We start from the raw sequence: 17731 nt of genomic DNA, 5'->3' as shown, positions 1-17731 counted from the left end.
CAGGACCATGATCCGCTTCGGCACCAATCCCATCGCCTGGGCCAATGACGACGACCAGACCCTTGGCGCCAACATTCCGACCGAGCAAATCCTGCGTGAAGCCGGCGAGATCGGTTTTGACGGTATCGAAAACGGCCATCGCTGGCCGAACGATCCGCAGGCGCTGAAAGAACTGCTCGGCGGCCACGGTCTGGCTTTCGTTTCCGGCTGGTATTCGCTGAACCTGCTGACGCAGTCGGTGGAGGAGGAAAAGAAGGCCATCCAGCCGCATCTCGACAAGCTGAAGCACAATGGCTGCACGGTTTGCATCGCCTGCGAAACGTCGAACAGCGTGCAGGGGCTGCAGGTGCCGCTTTCGCAAAGCCCGGTTCTTTCCGAGGCGCAGATGAAGGCTTTTGGCGCCAAGGTCGAAGAGCTTGCCGCCTTCACCGCCAGCCAGGGCATAGCGCTCGTCTACCATCACCATATGGGGACAGTGGTCGAGACCCCGGAAGAAATCGATGCCTTCATGGCTGTGACGGGACCTGCCACACGTTTGCTGTTCGATGCCGGTCACTGCTTCTTCGGCGGCAATGGTCGCGATCCCGAAACCGTGCTTGCTCGCCATGTCGATCGCGTCAGCCATTTTCATGCCAAGAACGTGCGCCCCGCCGTCATGCGCCAAGTGCGCGATGAGGGCCTGTCGTTCATGGACGGCGTGCGTGCCGGCGTGTTCACCGTGCCGGGTGACGAGGAAGGTGGCGTCGAATTCGAGCCGCTTCTGAAGATCCTCAAGAGTGCCGGGTATCACGGCTGGATCGTCATCGAGGCCGAACAGGACCCGGATGTCCGCAATCCGTTTGATTATCAGTCGCTTGGCCTGAAGACGTTGAAAGCCGCTGCCGCCAAAGTCGGACTTGTCTGAACAATCGGGTCTGAGAAAACAGCAGGAGTTTCGAGATGCCCAATCTTCTCCACCGCCCATTCGGCAAACACGGCAAGGTGCACGAGATCACGCCTGCATCGGCAGGTTGGCGGTATGTCGGTTTTTCGCTTTACCGGCTGCGGGCCGGTGAAGCCGTGACCGAAGAGACCGGTGACCGTGAGGTCATTCTGGTTATGGTCGAAGGAAAGGCGGCGCTGGAAGGTGCGGGCAAGGATTGGGGCGTGCTTGGCGAGCGCATGAGCGTGTTCGAAAAATCGCCGCCGCATTGCCTCTATCTGCCGAACGGCAGCACATGGAAGGCCGTTGCTGAGACCGATTGTGTCATCGCCGTCTGCTCCGCCCCCGGCATAGGCGGTCACGAGGCGCGGCGGATCGGCCCGGCCGGTATAACGCTCACCCAGCGCGGCGAGGGCACGAACACCCGCTACATCAACAATATCGCCATGGAAAACGAGGATTATTGCGACAGTCTTCTGGTAACGGAGGTGTTCACGCCGGCCGGCCATTGGTCGAGCTATCCGAGCCACCGCCACGACGAAGACGATTTTCCGCGCATCACCTATCTCGAAGAGACCTATTACCATCGCCTCAACCCGGCTGACGGTTTTGGTATCCAGCGCGTCTACACCGACGACCTGCAACTGGACGAGACCATGGCCGTGCATGACGGCGATGTCGTCTGCGTGCCGCGCGGGCATCACCCCTGCGGCGCACCGCACGGTTTCGAGATGTATTATTTGAACGTCATGGCCGGTCCCCTGCGCAAATGGCGTTTTGTCGCCGCGCCGCCGGTCGAGCACCTGACGCGCTGACCCTCACACAAGCGGATAAAACAATGGATCAACCTTTTACGCTGGCCGCCTGCGCGGAAATGCTCTGGCGCGACAAGCCGATCGAATGGCGCTGCTCGGCACTCAAGGAAATGGGTTTCGAGGTCGGCTTATGGAACTGGCCGGAGCATGATCTCGCTGCGCTCGAAAAGTCCGGCGCGACCTTTTCCATCATGAATGGCTATCTGACAGGTCGTCTGGCCGATGATGAAGGGGCCGACGAATTGCTGCGTTCGGCCCGGGAGACGGCGCAGGTCGGTAAACGGCTCGGTGTCGCCCGGCTTAATCTGCATGGTACAGGCCTTGGTGAGGGCGGTTTGCCTGTTCGTCCCAGTGAAGTGACGACCGGACGCATGTGGCTGAAAGCGCGTGACACGCTGGCGCGTATCGCCGATATGGCGGAAGAGGAAGGCGTCGTCTTCACGCTTGAAAACCTCAATCTGCCGGTCGATCATCCCGGCACGCCGTTCGGCCGTGCGGAAGATACGCTTGCCTTGGTCGAAAGCGTCAATCATCCGCGCCTGCTGCTCAATCTCGACCTTTATCATGTGCAGATCGGCGAGGGGAATTTGATCGAAACCTGCAGGGCTTGCCTGCCTTTCATCGGCGAGGTGCAGGTAGCGGATGTTCCGGGACGGTGCGAGCCGGGCACCGGCGAGATAAACTACCCGTCGATTGCCAGATCGCTGGTCGATATGGGGTATCGCGGGCCGGTGGGGCTCGAGGCTTTTGCGAAGGCCGATCCCGTCGTCGCATTGGAAGCGTTTCGCGCCGCCTTTACGATGAGAAACTGACCAATTGCGTCTCGCTGAGGATTGGCGCGCGGAGCGGGTCGCGTCAGTCTTTCAGCGTGTCGAATGTGGCCCGCGCGGCATCGACCGCTTCATGATTTTCGACCGCCCAGATCCACACGTTGCAGAATGCTGCACCAAGCGTCAGCCCGAGAGGCGAAAGGCTATATTCGACCTTCGGCGGTACGCAGGCGTAGATCTTGCGCACGACAAGGCCGTCCCGCTCCATCCGCCGCAGGGTTTGCGTCAGCATCTTCTGGCTGATGCCGGTGACATGGCGGGCGATATCCGAAAAGCGCAACGTGCCTTCATCCCAAAGCGTGTCGAGAATGACGACGGTCCACTTGTCGGCAAAGCCGGAGATCATTTCCCGCACCAGCCCTTCGATCTTCGGATCGACATTCTGCGGATAATCGCGTGCCTTATACGATTGCGCGCGTTGCAGATCGTTGGCGGTGTAGGTCGAAGGCTGCGGTTTGGTCATCGGTTCTGGCCCATAAGTTTATATCGGAAACTTACTCTACAAAAGAGAGTTAGGCAACGCTCTGCGGCTATTCAGACCTTGACCGTCCGTTCTCGTGGGCCGTTTCAACGTGTTCATATCCAGCCGAGCGCCTTGGCGGCCCGGATCGCTTCGGCCCGCCTCGAGCAGCCGAGTTTCCGAAACAGATTGCCGACGTGGAATTTCACCGTCACCTCTGAAATGCTGAGCGTGTGGGCGATCTTCTTGTTGGGCATGCCGGCGGCAACCAGTTGCAGCATCTGTGCCTCGCGCTGCGACAGGCCGCCGTGAAGGGCGCGGGCATGCGGCGAGTTGACCGATGAGGCAAAGATCGACAGCGCCATGCGCACATCGGAGGATGTCTCGATGAAGGCGCGGATGCGCTGGTCGTTCAGGAGCGGCGACAGAAATAGCCGTTCTTCGGAGAGCACGCCGTTGCAGCCCAGCCGCGTCGCGGTCTCCAGCGCGGAAAGAAGCTGCGCGCGAGCTGCGGCATTGTCGCGCCGCTGGTGCGAGACGTAGCTCTGCCAAAGCTGAAGGGCCACCTTCTCACGGTTGGTCACTTTTGGATTGGCGATCAGCGCATCGATCTGGCGGGGCAGGTAGGCGCGGGGCGTGGCGATGTGCACGGCGTCGCGCAGCCATGCCATCGCATAGGCAATCTCGTCGCGCCGGGAGAGGCGGGTCAGTTCGTCGGTGGCGCTGTCCACCCAGTTGCGGCCGATCGGCATGCGCACGGCGGTCAGGGTGGCTGCCGCATCGGTCCAGCGATTGGCGTTCTGATAAGCGATGGCGGTGCGGATCTCCATCATCGCATGAAACTGCAGGCCCTCGGACAGATGGATCCACAGACCATCGAGGAAACCGGGACGGATGGTCATGGCGAAATGATCGCCCAGAACCTGCGAAGCATAATGCAGGGCAAACTGCATCAGGCTCGGCCAGATTTCGGCGGCGGCAAAGGCCTCGAAATCACTCTGCACGAATTCCAGAAGCTCGCGCGGCCGACCGGATTCGTAGGAAAGGCAGGCTTCCGCCAGCCGCAGCATACGAAACTCCTGCACGGCTTCGTGTGGCACGGCCTCCAGCCGGTCACGTGCGTCTTTCGCCGCGCGGCGGGCCAAAAGGGCATCGCCACTCATCAGCCGCAGCACGATCTGGTGCAGGTGGATGAAAAATTCCAAGAGCGGCTGGCCGCCAGGTTTGCGCAGGTAAACGAGCGCGCGGGCAGCGGCGGCTTCCGCTTCTCGAAAATTGCGCCGCCGCACCTCGAATTCCAGGATGGCGTTATAATAACCCGACCATTTTCCGTAATCGCCAAGCGGATAGTCCGCCATGAATTCGCCCAGCCGGGTGATCATCGCATCTGATGGCGTCAGATCCTCGCAGATCATCAGGTTGAGGCGAAAGGTGCGTGCCGCAAACGAAAAACGCGAATTCCGGTTCAGGACTTTCAGCGGATCGAGGTAATCGTGGCCCAGATGCCGCGAGACCAGATGCCGGACGCGGGAAAGCTCGCCTTGCTTGAGAAGGCTGCGTGCCACTGCGAACAGAACCGTTTCGTTGGTGGCCATGATGGGCTGGGAGAAGCGCATGATGATGGTCTGAAACGCTTCCACGCTGCTGCGATAGATCAGCTCGCGGCCATGGGCGCGTTCGAGGATTTGTGCCGCATGCTCTTCATGACCGTGATCGAGAAGCAGGTCCATCGCGGCCAGCGGTCGTTCGGCCCGTTCCAGTGCCGAGGCGATGTCGATGACGGCGCCGCCCGTTACCAGTGTATGAAAACGCTCCTGAACGGCGATGCGCAGAAGGCGCAGCAGCTCGGTGTTTCGTTCCGGGGTTTCCGTCAAGGCCGGCGGAAGGGCTGCTTTCCAGTCTCCGACGGCATCCGCGGATGGGGCTTCCAGCCAGATCGAAAGGTCGGCCGTCTGCGTCGGTGAAAGCGAGGTCAGAAACGTTTCCCGCAGATATTCGGTACAGGCGTCGTCGTCAGGGTTTTGGCAGAGAGGAAGGAAGGCTGGCCAGCCCGCATATCCTTCAGCCAGGAGCTGGCGTGGTGATGCGGGCAGGGGAGCGAGTTCCCGCGCCGTAAACGTCAGGTCCTCCGCCGAAAACGTCACGGCCCCGTCATGCATGATGCGGCGCGCCAGTCCGCTGATCCGCTGTTCGGGGCGGCAGGCGATGATGATGCGACGCGCATGATCCAACACCTGCGCCGGCAGCCGGGCTGAGCGAGCCGCAACCGGCACATCCCAGATCAGGATGCCCTCTTGTACGTCGTCCACGCGCGGCTGGTGAGCGCAGGATACCTGCAGGCCAAGTTGTTCAGCCACCATGCGCAAAGCCACGGATTTCCCGGCGCCGGCCGGTGCACGCAGGAAGGTGATCGCTGCGGTTTTGCGGGCGATATCACGGACAATCTGCGGGCGTGGCAATAAATCAGGCATCTGCATGCGATACCGCGAAACGGGTTCATAACCTATACCACGACGTCAAAAAACTATACTTTTGAGCTGTTGCTGATACGGCCGTGCTGCGAAATGCTAAACCTCGATCCGGACATGCTGCGTCCGAAAGCCATGACGGCTTTCAAATGCTGGATGTCAGACTTGAAGAGTTGCAGCGTCCCTTGTGCGTCAAGTCTGGCGCACGGCGCTGCAATGATGCACGAGGACCAATCCGCCGATGCAGCAACATCCATTGATCGCCATTCTCACCAGACTGGGCACGTTCGTGCTGGTGATGATTGCTCTTTCGATCATGATCTTTGTGCTGGCGCGCGTCGTGCCCGGCGATCCCGCCCGCATGGCGCTTGGCCCGGCCGCGACGGTCGAACAGGTCGAGGCGCTGCGGCTGCAGATGGGCCTCGATCAGCCGCTGGTGTTCCAGTATGTCGATTATATCGGCAAGGCGCTGCGCGGCGATCTTGGCATGTCGCTCGTGTCGCAACGGCCTGTCACGACCGATCTTGGCCAGACTGTTCCGGCAACGCTTGAACTGGTTCTGGTGTCGGTGATCTTCATGTTCATCGTGGCGATCCCGCTCGGCGTCATCATGGCGCATTACCGTGATCGTGCCGTCGATCACATCGGTCGCCTGTTGTCGCTGACCGGCGTCACCATCCCGAGCTTTCTGTTCGCCATCACGCTCCAGCTCATTGCGGCCCGCTTCCTCTCCGGCTGGCCGATCATCGGCAGGCTCGATCATAACCTCGGCTGGACCGGCGGCCCGACCGGGTTGCTGATCCTCGATGGTCTGTTGACGGGGCGCCCGGACGTGTCGCTGAATGCGCTTCAGCATCTGGCCTTGCCTGCCTTTGCGCTGTCCATGGCCGGCATCGGCCAGATTACCCGCATCACCCGTTCCGCCATGATCGAAAACCAGCGCAAGGATCATGTGCTGACGCTGAAAAGCTTTGGGGTGCCCGAGCGCGTGATCATCTTCAAATATCTTCTAAAGCTGTCGTCGATCGCACCGCTCACCATCATGGGGCTGGAATTCGCCTCGCTGATCGGCAACGCCTTCGTCATCGAGATGGTGTTCGCCTGGGGTGGTTTTGCCTCCTACGGCCTCCAGTCGATCCTGCAGAAGGATCTCAACGCCGTCACCGCCGTGGTTCTGGTTGCCGGCCTGTTCTTCATCGTCGCGAACCTGATCGTTGATGTTCTCATCACGATGATCGACCCGCGCCTTCGCCGTAAGGAGGCCCGCTGATGGCCGATATCAAGATGCTCGATGCCAGCGATCGCGGTTTGAGCGCCGGTTACATGATGTGGTACCGGTTCAGTCGCAATCCGGCCGCCGTGATCGGCGCGCTGATCATCTTTTCGGTGATCTTTCTCGCCATCTTCGCGCCGCTTTTGACGCCTTATCCGAAACATGTCGGTGCGGTCGTGGATTTCCGCGCTCGCCATCTGCCGCCGGATGCCGCCCATTGGTTCGGCACCGACAAGGCCGGCCGCGACATCTTTTCGCGTACGATCTTCGGTCTGCGCATCTCGCTTCTTCTGGTGGTCGGCGTGCTTGGCATCTCGGTGCCGGTGGGTGCGGTTCTGGGCCTGATGGCCGGTTATTTCGGCGGCTGGACGGAAAAGGTCATCAGTGGCCTGACCAACGTCATGCTCGCCATGCCGCCGCTCGTCATGGCGCTTGCCGTCTCCAACCTGCTGGAGCCGACGCTGACGAATGCGATGATTGCCATCACCCTTCTGTGGTGGACCTGGCATGCACGCCTCATCTATGCAGTCTCCAAGCAGATCGCCTCGGAAGATTATATCGAGGCGGCCCGTCTTGCCGGTGCCGGCCCGATGCACATCCTCTTCCGCGAAATCCTGCCCAATTGCGTGCCGGTGATTTCGGTGAAGACCACGCTCGATGCGGCTTTCGTCATCCTGTTCGGCGCAACGCTCAGCTTCCTCGGTTTCGGCGTCAAGCCGCCGACGCCGGACCTCGGCTCGATGGTTGCCGATGGCCGCCAGTTCATGCCGGATTTCTGGTGGGAAGTGCTGTGCCCCGGTGCCGCCGTCTTCTACGTGACCCTCGGTTTCAACCTGCTGGGCGATGGCCTGCGCGACATGTTCGATGTGGAGAACTGAGCGATGAGCCAACCGCTTCTGAATGTCGAGAACCTCACGGTCTCGTTCACCACCTACGGCCGCACGCGCCAGGTTCTCAACAATGTCTCGTTCAGCGTGTCTGCTGGCGAACGCGTGGCTCTGATCGGCGAAACCGGCTCCGGCAAATCGGTGACGGCCAAGGCGATCATCGGCACGCTGCCGAAAAATGCCTCCGTCCAGTCCGGTGCCATCTCCTTCGGTGGCCGCAACGTCTTCGAAATGCCGCGCGGCGAGCGCGAGAGCATGAAGGGCAGCGCCTTTTCGCTGATCATGCAGGACCCGCTGTCCTCGTTCAATCCGGTCTTCAAGATCGGCACCCATCTCGATGACGTCATGCGGTTCGCCGACAAGCGCGCCGGCAAGTCGTCGTCTCGCTCGGAGCGCCGCACCCGCATCGCCGCCGTGCTGCGCCGGGTGCAGCTGGCCGATACCGACCGCGTCATGAACGCCTATCCGTCGGAACTGTCGGGCGGCATGCGCCAGCGCGTGCTGATCGGGCTGGCGCTTCTGCACCAGCCAAAACTTCTGATCGCCGATGAGCCTGGCACCGCGCTGGACGTCACGACACAGGACGAGATCCTCAACCTCATCAACCAACTGGTTGTCGAGGAGAACATGGCGCTGCTGATGATCACCCACAATCTCGGTGTCGTGCGCAAGGTCGCCGACCGGGTCGTGGTCATGCATCATGGCGATATCGTCGAGACCGGCCCCTGTGCGGAAATCCTGTCGGCGCCGAAACAGCCCTATACGATCTCGCTGCTCGATGCGGTGCCGCCGCTTTATGGTTCGCGTGTCATCGACCAGAAGGGCAGTGAACGCCCGCCAATCGTCACCGTCGATGGCCTCAACAAGATTTATGGTCGCCGTCCCGGCTACCACGCGGTGCGCGACGTCAATCTGACGCTGCGCGAAGGCGAGGTTTTGGGGCTTGCCGGTGAAAGTGGTTCGGGCAAGACCACGGTCGCCCGTATCATCATGGATCTCATCGACCCGACCACGGGAAGCGTGTCTATCGATGCGCCGGCGTCGGCCAAGGGCAAACGCCTGACGCAGATCGTCTACCAGAACCCCGGCACCTCGTTGAACCCGAAACGCACGGTCAAACAGACGCTCAGCCTGCCGCTGAAATCGATTGGTCTCGACGGCGCCGCCCGCGAGGCGCGCATGAACGAGCTGATGGGCCTCGTGCGGCTGCCGCAATCCTATCTCGGCAAATATCCGCACGAGCTTTCCGGCGGCCAGAAGCAGCGTGTGGCGATTGCCCGTGCGCTTGCGGCGGAACCAAAGATCCTGATCCTCGATGAACCGACCGCGGCACTCGATGTATCGGTGCAGAAGACGGTGATCGAGCTGCTTCTGCAACTGCGCGAGGAGCTTGGTCTCACCTATCTGATGATCTCCCACGATCTGTCGCTGATGCGCAATTTCTGCTCGCGCATCGCCATCATGCTGCGCGGCGAAATCATCGAGGAGGGGGCCACCCCGGACGTTTTTGCCGAACCGAAACATCCCTATACCCGCGCGCTGATCGCGGCGATCCCGGTCGTCAGCGATGAGGAGGAGCGCCTGAAACCTGTCGTGACGGAGGAAGAGCGCACGCGCTTCCTCGTCAAGACAACCGATTGAGAGGAGCCTGACGTGTATCGCGTTGGAATTGACGTTGGCGGCACCAATACGGATGCTGTCGTTCTGCAAGGCAAGACGGTTCTGGCCGGCGTAAAGGCTTCGACCACCGAGGATGTGACCTCGGGCGTGATCGAGGCGCTGGAAAAGGTCATCGAAGCCTCCGGCATCGACCGGCAGCGCATCGGCGCCGTGATGATCGGCACCACGCATTTCACCAATGCGGTGATCGAGCGCCGGCATATGGAAGAGGTCGCGGCGATCCGTCTTGGCCTGCCGTCCGGTGCCGGTCTGCCGCCGATGGTCGATTGGCCGGATGACGTGCGCGAGATCGTCGGCAACCACGGTTATCAGGTGCGCGGCGGTTACGAATTCGACGGGCGTGAAATCTCGCCGCTCGATGAAGACGAGATCGTGCGTATCGCCGGCGATATCCGCGCCAAGGGTCTGAAGGCTGCGGCCGTCACCTGCGTGTTCAGCGGCATCAACGATGCGATGGAACAACGCACCAAGGAAATCCTGCAACAGCATTGCCCCGGCCTGCCGGTGGTGATGTCGAAGGATATCGGTCGTCATGGTCTGCTTGCGCGCGAAAGTGCTGCAATCATGAATGCCAGCCTGCTGTCGCTGGCCGACCGCACGGTCGCCGCTTTCGGCAAGGCGCTGGAAACGGCCGGCATCACTGCGCCGTTCTACATCACCCAGAACGACGGAACGCTGATGGCAGCCGATGTCGTGCGTGGTTTCCCGGTTCTCACCTTCGCTTCCGGCCCGACCAATTCCATGCGGGGTGCTGCCTTCCTCACCGGCATCAAGGATGCCGTCGTGGTCGATGTCGGCGGCACCACGTCCGACGTTGGTTCGCTGTCGCACGGTTTTCCGCGCCAGGCATCCACGACTGTCGATATCGGCGGCGTGCGCACCAATTTCCGCATGCCGGACGTGTTTTCGATCGGCCTCGGCGGCGGTTCGCTGGTGGTCGAAACCGATAAGGGCGTGACCATCGGCCCGAAATCAGTGGGCTACCGTGTCCGTCAGGATGCGATCTGCTTCGGCGGCAAGACCCTGACGGCAACGGATATCGCCGTTGCTTCCGGCAAGGCGGATATGGGCGATGCCGGTTTGCTGGCCGGTCTCGATCCGTCGCTGGTGGAAGCGGCCGCGAAAAAGATCGATGCCATGCTGGAAGCCTGTGTCGAGCGCAGCCGCATTTCCTCGACGCCGGTTCCGGTCATCGCCGTTGGCGGCGGATCCATCCTGATGCCGGACAAGATCGGTGATCTCGATGTCATCCGCCCGGACAATTTTGCTGTCGCCAATGCGGTCGGTGCTGCAATCGCCCAGATCAGCGGTGAAACCGATCGCGTCTTTTCGCTGATCGATGGCCGCACCCGCGAAAGCGCGCTGGCTGAAGCCGAAGCCGAAGCGCGCGAAAAGGCGATTGCCGCGGGAGCGCTCGCCGAAACACTCGAAGTCATCGAACGCGAGGACACGCCGCTGGCCTATCTGCCCGGCAATGCCACCCGCATTCACGTCAAGGTCGTTGGAGAAATGGGAGGCCATGGTGGCTGAACCGCGCAAGCTGAAATACGACGAAGCCGATCTGCGTACGCTCACCGTCGAGGATTTGGATGCGCTGGAAATCGGGGCCGGCATTCTGGGCACCGGCGGCGGCGGCAATCCCTATCAGGGCAAGCTTCTGGCACTGGAAGCCATGAAGGCCGGTTACGAACTAAAGATTCTCGCCACCGACCGGATCGAGCCGGATGCGCTGTGCATGTCGATCGGCGGCATCGGTGCCCCCGTCGTCGGCACCGAGCGTCTGCGTGAGGGCCGCGAGGGCCTGCGTTGCCTGCGCGCCATGGAAGACCTGATCCGTCAGCCGATCGATGCCATCGTCTGCGAGGAAATCGGTGGTGCAAACGCCATTAACCCGCTGGTGACGGCGGCGCTCGGCGGTCTGCCGATCCTTGATTGCGACGGCATGGGCCGCGCCTTCCCGGAAATGCAGATGACCACCTTCTCCATCTACGGTCACAGCTCGACGCCATCGGTGATGTGCGACCTGCACGGCAATGCCGTCATCTTCAGCCACGCGGTTTCCGAAGTCTGGCATGAACGCATGGCGCGCGCCTGCGTGGTGGCGCAGGGCGGCGGCGCGATGCTGGCAACGGCACCGATGCAGGCGCATTTCGTGCACCGTTACGGCATTCCGAAAAGCTACACCAAGGCGATTGCGCTCGGTCAGGCCGTCATCGACGCTCGCAAGGCGCAGGAAGATCCGATTGCCGCAGTCTGCAATCTTGAAGGCGGACGTCGCATCTTCAACGGCAAGATCACCGATCTGAAACGCCATCTGCGCGGCGGCTTTGCGGTCGGCGAAATGGAACTGGCGGGCTTTGACGATTGCACCGGCCAGACCGCCGGCGTCGCCATCCAGAACGAGTTCCTGATTTTCCGCCGTAACGGCAAGGTCGAGGTCACTGTACCGGACCTGATCGTGCTGCTGGATGTCGATACCGGTTACCCGATCACCACCGAAATGCTGCGTTACGGCCAGCGTGTCGCGGTGCTGGCCATCCCCTGCCACGATCTGCTGCGCAGCGCCCAGGCACTCGACGTCGTCGGCCCGAAGGCCTTTGGCTACCCCGAGCTTACCTTTTCTCCGCTGCCATCGATCGCAAGTCAGGCAGCCTAATCATAAGCGGGTGTTCCGCATCTAAGAGAGGAACTAGCATGAAAACCACGTCGAAAATGTCTCGCCTTGCCGCGCTTGCGCTTGGCACCGCGCTTACGCTTACGATGCATTCCGCATCGGCCTCGGCTGCCGACGAAAAAGTGTCGATGGCCGTCAACACGATGCAGATCTTCTCGTCGCTCGATCCGGCCAAGGTGACCGATTACACCGGCTACATGGCGATCGTGAACATGTATGATGGCCTCACCACCGTCAGCCCGTCGGGCGAGATCGTGCCGCATCTGGCAAAATCCTGGGAGATTTCGCCGGACGGCCTGACCTACACGTTCCATCTGCGCGATGATGCAAAGTTCCAGGACGGCACCGCCCTCAAGGCTTCCGATATCGCATGGTCGGTGAAGCGCCTGATCGGCATCAACAAGGGCCCGTCCAACCTCGTCGTCGGCCTGATCAAGCCGGAAAACATCACCACGCCGGACGATGCGACTGTGGTCTTCAAGCTCGAGCGTCAGTTCGCACCGTTCATGTCGGTCACGCCGATCTTCATGGCGCTGAACCAGAAGCTGATCGAAGCCAACACCAAGGCCGAAGACAAGTGGGGCGAGGCCTATGTCGGCGAACATTCCGCCGGTTCCGGTCCCTACAAGCTGATCAGCTACAACCGCTCTGCCGATATGGTCATCGCCCGCAATGCCGATTATTTCCTCGGCTGGACCAAGGGCAAGCCGATCGACGAAGTCCGTTTCGTGCAGACCAGCGACGATGCCACCGTCAAGGCTCTCGCAGAGAAGGGCGAACTTGGCCTGACCTCGCATGGTCTCGGCAACGACACCTATGAGGCAATCGGCAAGATGGATGGCTACAAGCTGATCCAGACCCGCACCGCCGGCGGCTTTGTCATCAAGCTCAACACCAAGGTTTACCCGACCGACGACGTGCATGTGCGCCGCGCCATCGCTTACGCCACCGACTACAAAACCATTCAGGAAGTCATCTATCCCGGCTTCGACATGAAGGGCCCGCTGTCGGACGCTTTCAAGGACGCGCACAACGATGGCATCGAGCCGGGCGTCTTCGATCTTGAAAAGGCCAAGGAAGAACTGGCCAAGTCGAAATATGCCGGCCAGAAGATCACGCTGGTCAATAGCTACGTCGCTTCGCTTGCCTTCGAGGCGGAAGTGGCACTGCTGCTGCAGGCCAATCTCGAACAGATCGGCATCACGCTCGACATCAAGCCGGAGCCGTGGAACCGCATCGTCGAGCTGTCCGCCAAGCCGGAAACCACGCCAGCCTCGACGCAGGTCAACGTTTCGCCGAGCTACCCTTCGCCGGACGCGATGTTCTACAACCAGTATCACTCCAAGGCATCCGGCACCTGGTGGGCAATGGAATGGCTGCAGAACCCGGAAATCGACGCGCTGATCGACAAGGCGCGCGGCGAAACCGATGTGGCTGCCCAGAACGCCACCTACAAGGAACTGCAGACCAAGATCGCCGATCTGCAGCCGGATGTCTGGGCCGTGGCACCGAACCGTCGTTACGGCGCCAACAAGTGCCTGCAGGGTTATGCCTTCATTCCGATGCAGAGCTGGGACCTGAATTTTTCGAACTTCTATTGGGACTGCAAGGCCAACTAAAGCCTTCGTGATCTCTCACGAAATCCGGTCCGCACAGATGCTTGTCTATGTGCGGGCCGGGCTCTGCCATCGACTGTTTGGGTGACACATGCTTCAGGAATTCCCCGAGGAAAATATCGAACCGCTCGCCACGGGCGCCTGGATTCTGGGCACCGGCGGCGGTGGCAATCCCTATATCTCCACACTCAACCTGCGCCGCCTTTATGCGGAAGGCCGCCGTGTGCAGATCATCGATCCGATGGATCTCGCCGATGACGACATGGTCGCCGTGGTCTCCAAGATGGGCGCACCGCTGGTCGGTCAGGAACGTCTCAGCGATCCCGTCCATCTCGCCCGCGCTGTCGAGGTGATGGAGGATTATCTGGGAAAACCGTTCCGCGCCATCATGAGCGTCGAAATCGGCGGCTCAAACGCGCTCTCCTCCTTCCTCGCCGGTGCGATGCTCGACCGCCCTGTCGTCAATGCCGATGCGATGGGCCGCGCCTATCCCGAAGCGCAGATGACTTCGTTCGCCATCGGCAACCTGCCGATGTTCCCGCTGTCGCTGGTCGATATCCGCGACAATGAAGTGATCGTCACCCGCGCCGCCTCGTGGAAGTGGATGGAGCGTATATCCCGAAAGGTCTGCACGGAAGTCGGCTCGACCGCCGCCACCTGCAAGGCACCTCGCACCGGCCGCGAGGTCAAGGATTGGGGTATTCATTACACCGTCACCAAGGCAACCGAACTCGGCCGTGCCGTCATCGAGGCGCGCGCGCGTCACGACGATCCGGTCAAGGCGGTGCTCGACCATGAAGGCGGCAAGCAGCTGTTTCGCGGCAAGATCGTCGATGTGGTGCGCGAAACCACCGGCGGCTTCCTGCGCGGCAAGACGGTCATCGAGGGCATCGATGCCGACAAGGGCTCGCGCATGGAACTGGCCTTCCAGAACGAATGGGCCGTGGCCTTCCGCGATAGCCAGCCCGTTGCCATGACACCGGACCTGCTCTGCCTGCTCGACACGGTTTCGGGCGGAGCCATAGGCACCGAATCCGTGCGTTACGGCCAGCGTGTCACTGTCGTGGCACTTCCGGCACCTGAGCTTTTGACCACGCCTGCAGGCATCGCCGCCGTCGGCCCACGCGCCTTCGGTTATGACATCGAATTCACATCGGTATTCCCATGAAACGCATCGGTATTGACGTTGGCGGCACCAATACGGATGCCGTGCTGATCGACGGCGACACGATCCTCTCCTCGATCAAGGTTCCGACCACGCAGGACGTCATGTCCGGCGTCAAGGCAGCACTCGCGCATGTGTCCGGCTCGATCGCTGTAAGTGGTCGTCCGCTCGACGCCGTGATGATCGGCACCACCCATTTCACCAATGCGGTCGTCGAACGCGCTCGGCTGGAACGTGTCGCGGCCATCCGCATCGCGCTGCCGAGCGGCTCTTCCCTGCCGCCGATGTGCGACTGGCCGGAAGATCTGCGCACTGCTGTCGATCCCTTGATCTTCATGGTGCATGGCGGCCATGAATATGACGGCAGCCCGATCGTGCCGATGATCCCGGACGAGATCCGCGAAGCGGCGATGAAGATCCGCGACGCCGGCATTACCTCGATCGCGATTTCGGCAACATTCTCGCCACTCACCACCGAATGCGAAGTGACAGCTGCCGAGATCGTCCGCTCGATCATTCCGGAAGCCCGCATCACGCTATCGCACACGCTGGGCCGCATCGGTCTGCTGGAACGTGAGAACGTGGCGCTGCTGAATGCCGCGCTGCAATCGCTCGGCAAGACCACCGTTCAGGCGTTTTCCGACGCATTGCGTGAAGCCTCGATTGCTGCCCCGTTCTTCCTCACTCAGAACGATGGAACTGTGGCCTTGGCGGATGTGGCGGCAGCCAATCCGGTTCACAGCTTTGCCTCCGGCCCGACCAATTCCATGCGCGGCGCGGCTTTCCTCACCGGCCTCACCGATGCGATGGTCGTCGATGTCGGCGGCACCACGTCGGATATCGGTTGCCTTGTCGGCGGTTTTCCGCGTGAGGCGAACAATATCGTGCATGTCGGCGGAGTGCGCACGCTGTTCCGCATGCCGGACCTGCTGCCGGTAGCACTTGGCGGCGGCACGATCATCGATCCGGAAACCGGCAAGATCGGCCCGCGTTCAGTCGGTTACCGCATCCTTTCGGAAGCCCTCGTGTTCGGTGGCAATACGCTGACGACATCTGACGTGGCTGTTGCCGCAGGTCTGATCGAGATGGGAGACAAGGACCGCGTGAAGGGTCTCGATCCGGCCTTCGTCAAGGCCAGCCTCGAGCGCATCCGCGACATGGTCACCGACAGCTTTGACCAGATGAAGACCTCGGCCGAAGATGTACCGCTGATCGCGGTCGGCGGCGGAGCCTTCCTTATCCCGGAAAAGGTTTTGGGCGCTTCCGAAGTGCTGCGTGTCGAAAACGCCGGTGTCGCCAATGCACTGGGTGCGGCGATGGCGCAGGTCTCGGGCGAAGTGGATCAAGTTTTCTCCGGCATCAGCCGCGACGAGGCTCTGGCCACAGCGGAAGCCGAAGCGCAGGCCGCAGCCGTCGCCTCCGGCGCCAGCCGCGAAAGCCTGAAGACGCTGGAGGTCGAGGATATCCCGATCGCCTATCTGCCGGGCGGCGCGCGTCGCGTGCGCGTGCGTGTCATCGGTGATATCGAACTTAGCTGAAATCTGACTGCTACACCCCGCATTAAAATGCGGGGTGTTTTTCAATGCGGGCCGGAAATGCAGGTAGAGATATGAAGGACAGAGCCATGACAAAAATTGCACTTGCGATACACGGTGGCTGCGGCGTGATGGCCAAAGATGACCTCAGCGAGGTGGAATGGGCAGCGGCGCGTGTCGATCTTCATCGGTCGCTGCAAGCCGGTTGGGCCATCCTGAAAGCCGGCGGCTTGGCGCTCGATGCGGTGCAGGCGGCGGTCGTGGTCATGGAAGACAGCCCGCATTTCAACGCCGGTCATGGCGCGGCACTCAACACCGATGGCGAACACGAACTCGATGCCTCGATCATGGATGGCAGCACGCTCGAAACCGGTGCGGTGACATTGACGCGACACATCCGCAATCCGGTCAAGGCCGCACGCCGTGTCATGGAGAAGGGGGATGCCGTTCTGCTTGGAGGTCCTGCTGCCGATGATTTCGCCAGGGTCGAAGGGCTGGATATCGTCGACCAGAACTATTTCACCACCGAAAAGCGGGTGCAGGCGCTGGCGGCCATGAAAGCGCATGCTGCAGCCGGCACGGCGGCCAAGGCCAGCGAATCCGAAAAACACGGCACAGTCGGTGCCGTTGCGCTGGATGCGTCCGGGCACCTTGCGGCGGCGACATCGACCGGTGGTTACAACAACAAGCCGGTCGGCCGCATCGGCGATACGCCGATTGCGGGGGCGGGGACCTATGCCCGTGATGGCGTCTGCGCCGTATCGGGCACCGGCAAGGGCGAATATTTCATCCGTTATGCAGTCGGCCATGAAGTGGCGAGCCGCGTTCGCTATCTCGGCGAAAACGTCGATCAGGCGGCCACCCAGGTCATCATGGGAGAGCTTAAGCCGCATGCGATCGGTGCGGGCCTTGTCGCGATCGGCGCCGATGGCTCCGTTGCGGCGCCCTATAACACCGCAGGCATGTTCCGCGGCTGGGTGACGCCTGACGGTGATTTTTTCGTCGCAACGCATGACGAGGTTTACGCGCTTTGAACTGTGCCCAGCTGTGTCTCTGCCGCGAGTGACGAGATGATGGTCGATAACATGGCTGCTATGTAGGCCAGGTTTTTCAAAAGGACGCGTTCTTCAGGGCCCATAAGTCCGCAAATACCGCCGGGGCGTGTCCTTGCGCCCCGGCTTCCCGCATTCTGATACGTTGTTTTGTTTGATCAATTGCGGGTCTTGAAAAAAAATTGGCCGCGAAACCCTTGTGGCTCAGGGGATGCGCATTTTTCCGCTTCGAAACATGACATTTTTGCGAAGTTGGTGTTGACTTGAGGAAGTGGTGGGGACTATAACCCGGTCACTGACGAGGGCGGCGGCGCTGCTAGCGACGATGTCCTTCGTTCTAAAGAAACCTACATA

General features: G+C 61.2%; 14 protein-coding genes. 12 read left to right on the top strand and 2 right to left on the bottom strand.

Translation table 11 applies throughout. The features are described from left to right. The first annotated feature begins 7 nt into the window (after positions 1–7). Genes iolE through AAIH70_RS11865 form a run of 3 tightly spaced genes read left to right on the top strand, consistent with a single transcriptional unit; the run spans position 8 to position 2549 of the window. The gene (iolE, locus tag AAIH70_RS11875) at positions 8–904 is read left to right on the top strand and encodes a myo-inosose-2 dehydratase (RefSeq protein ID WP_132275725.1); all 897 of its coding nucleotides are present in this window, start codon (positions 8–10) and stop codon (positions 902–904) included. A 35-nt stretch (positions 905–939) separates the two neighbouring features. Beyond that, a complete protein-coding gene (gene iolB, locus AAIH70_RS11870) occupies positions 940–1737 on the top strand; it encodes a 5-deoxy-glucuronate isomerase (RefSeq protein WP_132275728.1) in 798 nt (265 codons plus the stop codon). Positions 1738–1760: 23 nt separating this feature from the next. After that, a complete protein-coding gene (locus tag AAIH70_RS11865; RefSeq protein WP_132275731.1) occupies positions 1761–2549 on the top strand; it encodes a TIM barrel protein in 789 nt (262 codons plus the stop codon). Positions 2550–2592: 43 nt separating this feature from the next. On the opposite strand, the gene AAIH70_RS11860 is transcribed toward AAIH70_RS11865, so the two are convergent. Both AAIH70_RS11860 and AAIH70_RS11855 read right to left on the bottom strand, forming a co-directional pair. After that, entirely contained in the window at positions 2593–3030 is a 438-nt protein-coding gene (locus AAIH70_RS11860; protein ID WP_132275734.1) for a winged helix-turn-helix transcriptional regulator, read from the bottom strand. Positions 3031–3143: 113 nt separating this feature from the next. Further along, positions 3144–5498 (bottom strand): helix-turn-helix transcriptional regulator, encoded by a 2355-nt coding sequence (locus tag AAIH70_RS11855; protein ID WP_132275737.1) that lies wholly within the window; start codon positions 5496–5498, stop codon positions 3144–3146. 238 nt (positions 5499–5736) lie between these two features. On the opposite strand from AAIH70_RS11855, the gene AAIH70_RS11850 reads away from it, so the two are divergent. From AAIH70_RS11850 to AAIH70_RS11810, 9 genes are all read left to right on the top strand, one after another. Continuing rightward, positions 5737–6765: an ABC transporter permease gene (locus AAIH70_RS11850; protein ID WP_132275740.1), complete on the top strand. Its 1029-nt coding sequence runs from the start codon at positions 5737–5739 to the stop codon at positions 6763–6765. Continuing rightward, the gene (locus tag AAIH70_RS11845) at positions 6765–7646 is read left to right on the top strand and encodes an ABC transporter permease (protein WP_132275743.1); all 882 of its coding nucleotides are present in this window, start codon (positions 6765–6767) and stop codon (positions 7644–7646) included. Before AAIH70_RS11850 ends, AAIH70_RS11845 begins: the two co-directional genes overlap by 1 nt. A 3-nt stretch (positions 7647–7649) precedes the next feature. Continuing rightward, positions 7650–9296 carry an ATP-binding cassette domain-containing protein gene (locus tag AAIH70_RS11840; protein ID WP_132275746.1) on the top strand — a complete coding sequence of 549 codons (1647 nt, stop codon included), beginning with the start codon at positions 7650–7652 and terminating at the stop codon, positions 9294–9296. Positions 9297–9308: 12 nt separating this feature from the next. Continuing rightward, a complete protein-coding gene (locus AAIH70_RS11835) occupies positions 9309–10865 on the top strand; it encodes a hydantoinase/oxoprolinase N-terminal domain-containing protein (protein ID WP_132275749.1) in 1557 nt (518 codons plus the stop codon). Further along, positions 10858–11991, top strand: coding sequence for a DUF917 domain-containing protein (locus AAIH70_RS11830; RefSeq protein ID WP_132275931.1), 1134 nt, complete (start codon positions 10858–10860; stop codon positions 11989–11991). Before AAIH70_RS11835 ends, AAIH70_RS11830 begins: the two co-directional genes overlap by 8 nt. A 38-nt stretch (positions 11992–12029) precedes the next feature. Further along, positions 12030–13628: an ABC transporter substrate-binding protein gene (locus AAIH70_RS11825; RefSeq protein WP_132275752.1), complete on the top strand. Its 1599-nt coding sequence runs from the start codon at positions 12030–12032 to the stop codon at positions 13626–13628. Between the two features lie 88 nt (positions 13629–13716). Further along, the gene (locus AAIH70_RS11820; protein ID WP_430034222.1) at positions 13717–14793 is read left to right on the top strand and encodes a DUF917 domain-containing protein; all 1077 of its coding nucleotides are present in this window, start codon (positions 13717–13719) and stop codon (positions 14791–14793) included. Next, the gene (locus AAIH70_RS11815; protein ID WP_132275758.1) at positions 14790–16328 is read left to right on the top strand and encodes a hydantoinase/oxoprolinase N-terminal domain-containing protein; all 1539 of its coding nucleotides are present in this window, start codon (positions 14790–14792) and stop codon (positions 16326–16328) included. Before AAIH70_RS11820 ends, AAIH70_RS11815 begins: the two co-directional genes overlap by 4 nt. 86 nt (positions 16329–16414) lie before the next feature. Beyond that, the gene (locus AAIH70_RS11810) at positions 16415–17359 is read left to right on the top strand and encodes an isoaspartyl peptidase/L-asparaginase family protein (RefSeq protein ID WP_132275761.1); all 945 of its coding nucleotides are present in this window, start codon (positions 16415–16417) and stop codon (positions 17357–17359) included. Positions 17360–17731: the final 372 nt, after the last annotated feature.

Origin of the sequence: Neorhizobium sp. BT27B, assembly GCF_050455485.1 — a bacterium.
GTDB lineage: Bacteria > Pseudomonadota > Alphaproteobacteria > Rhizobiales > Rhizobiaceae > Neorhizobium.
This window is presented reverse-complemented; position numbering and strand designations above follow the sequence as displayed.

Excerpts from the sequence above, each read along its gene's own strand:
- AAIH70_RS11860 (WP_132275734.1), bottom strand. The coding sequence starts at position 3,030 with ATGACCAAACCGCAGCCTTCGACCTACACCGCCAACGATCTGCAACGC.
- iolE (WP_132275725.1), top strand. The coding sequence starts at position 8 with ATGATCCGCTTCGGCACCAATCCCATCGCCTGGGCCAATGACGACGAC.
- AAIH70_RS11810 (WP_132275761.1), top strand. The coding sequence starts at position 16,415 with ATGACAAAAATTGCACTTGCGATACACGGTGGCTGCGGCGTGATGGCC.
- AAIH70_RS11850 (WP_132275740.1), top strand. The coding sequence starts at position 5,737 with ATGCAGCAACATCCATTGATCGCCATTCTCACCAGACTGGGCACGTTC.
- iolB (WP_132275728.1), top strand. The coding sequence starts at position 940 with ATGCCCAATCTTCTCCACCGCCCATTCGGCAAACACGGCAAGGTGCAC.
- AAIH70_RS11840 (WP_132275746.1), top strand. The coding sequence starts at position 7,650 with ATGAGCCAACCGCTTCTGAATGTCGAGAACCTCACGGTCTCGTTCACC.
- AAIH70_RS11865 (WP_132275731.1), top strand. The coding sequence starts at position 1,761 with ATGGATCAACCTTTTACGCTGGCCGCCTGCGCGGAAATGCTCTGGCGC.
- AAIH70_RS11820 (WP_430034222.1), top strand. The coding sequence starts at position 13,717 with ATGCTTCAGGAATTCCCCGAGGAAAATATCGAACCGCTCGCCACGGGC.
- AAIH70_RS11855 (WP_132275737.1), bottom strand. The coding sequence starts at position 5,498 with ATGCCTGATTTATTGCCACGCCCGCAGATTGTCCGTGATATCGCCCGC.
- AAIH70_RS11825 (WP_132275752.1), top strand. The coding sequence starts at position 12,030 with ATGAAAACCACGTCGAAAATGTCTCGCCTTGCCGCGCTTGCGCTTGGC.
- AAIH70_RS11845 (WP_132275743.1), top strand. The coding sequence starts at position 6,765 with ATGGCCGATATCAAGATGCTCGATGCCAGCGATCGCGGTTTGAGCGCC.
- AAIH70_RS11815 (WP_132275758.1), top strand. The coding sequence starts at position 14,790 with ATGAAACGCATCGGTATTGACGTTGGCGGCACCAATACGGATGCCGTG.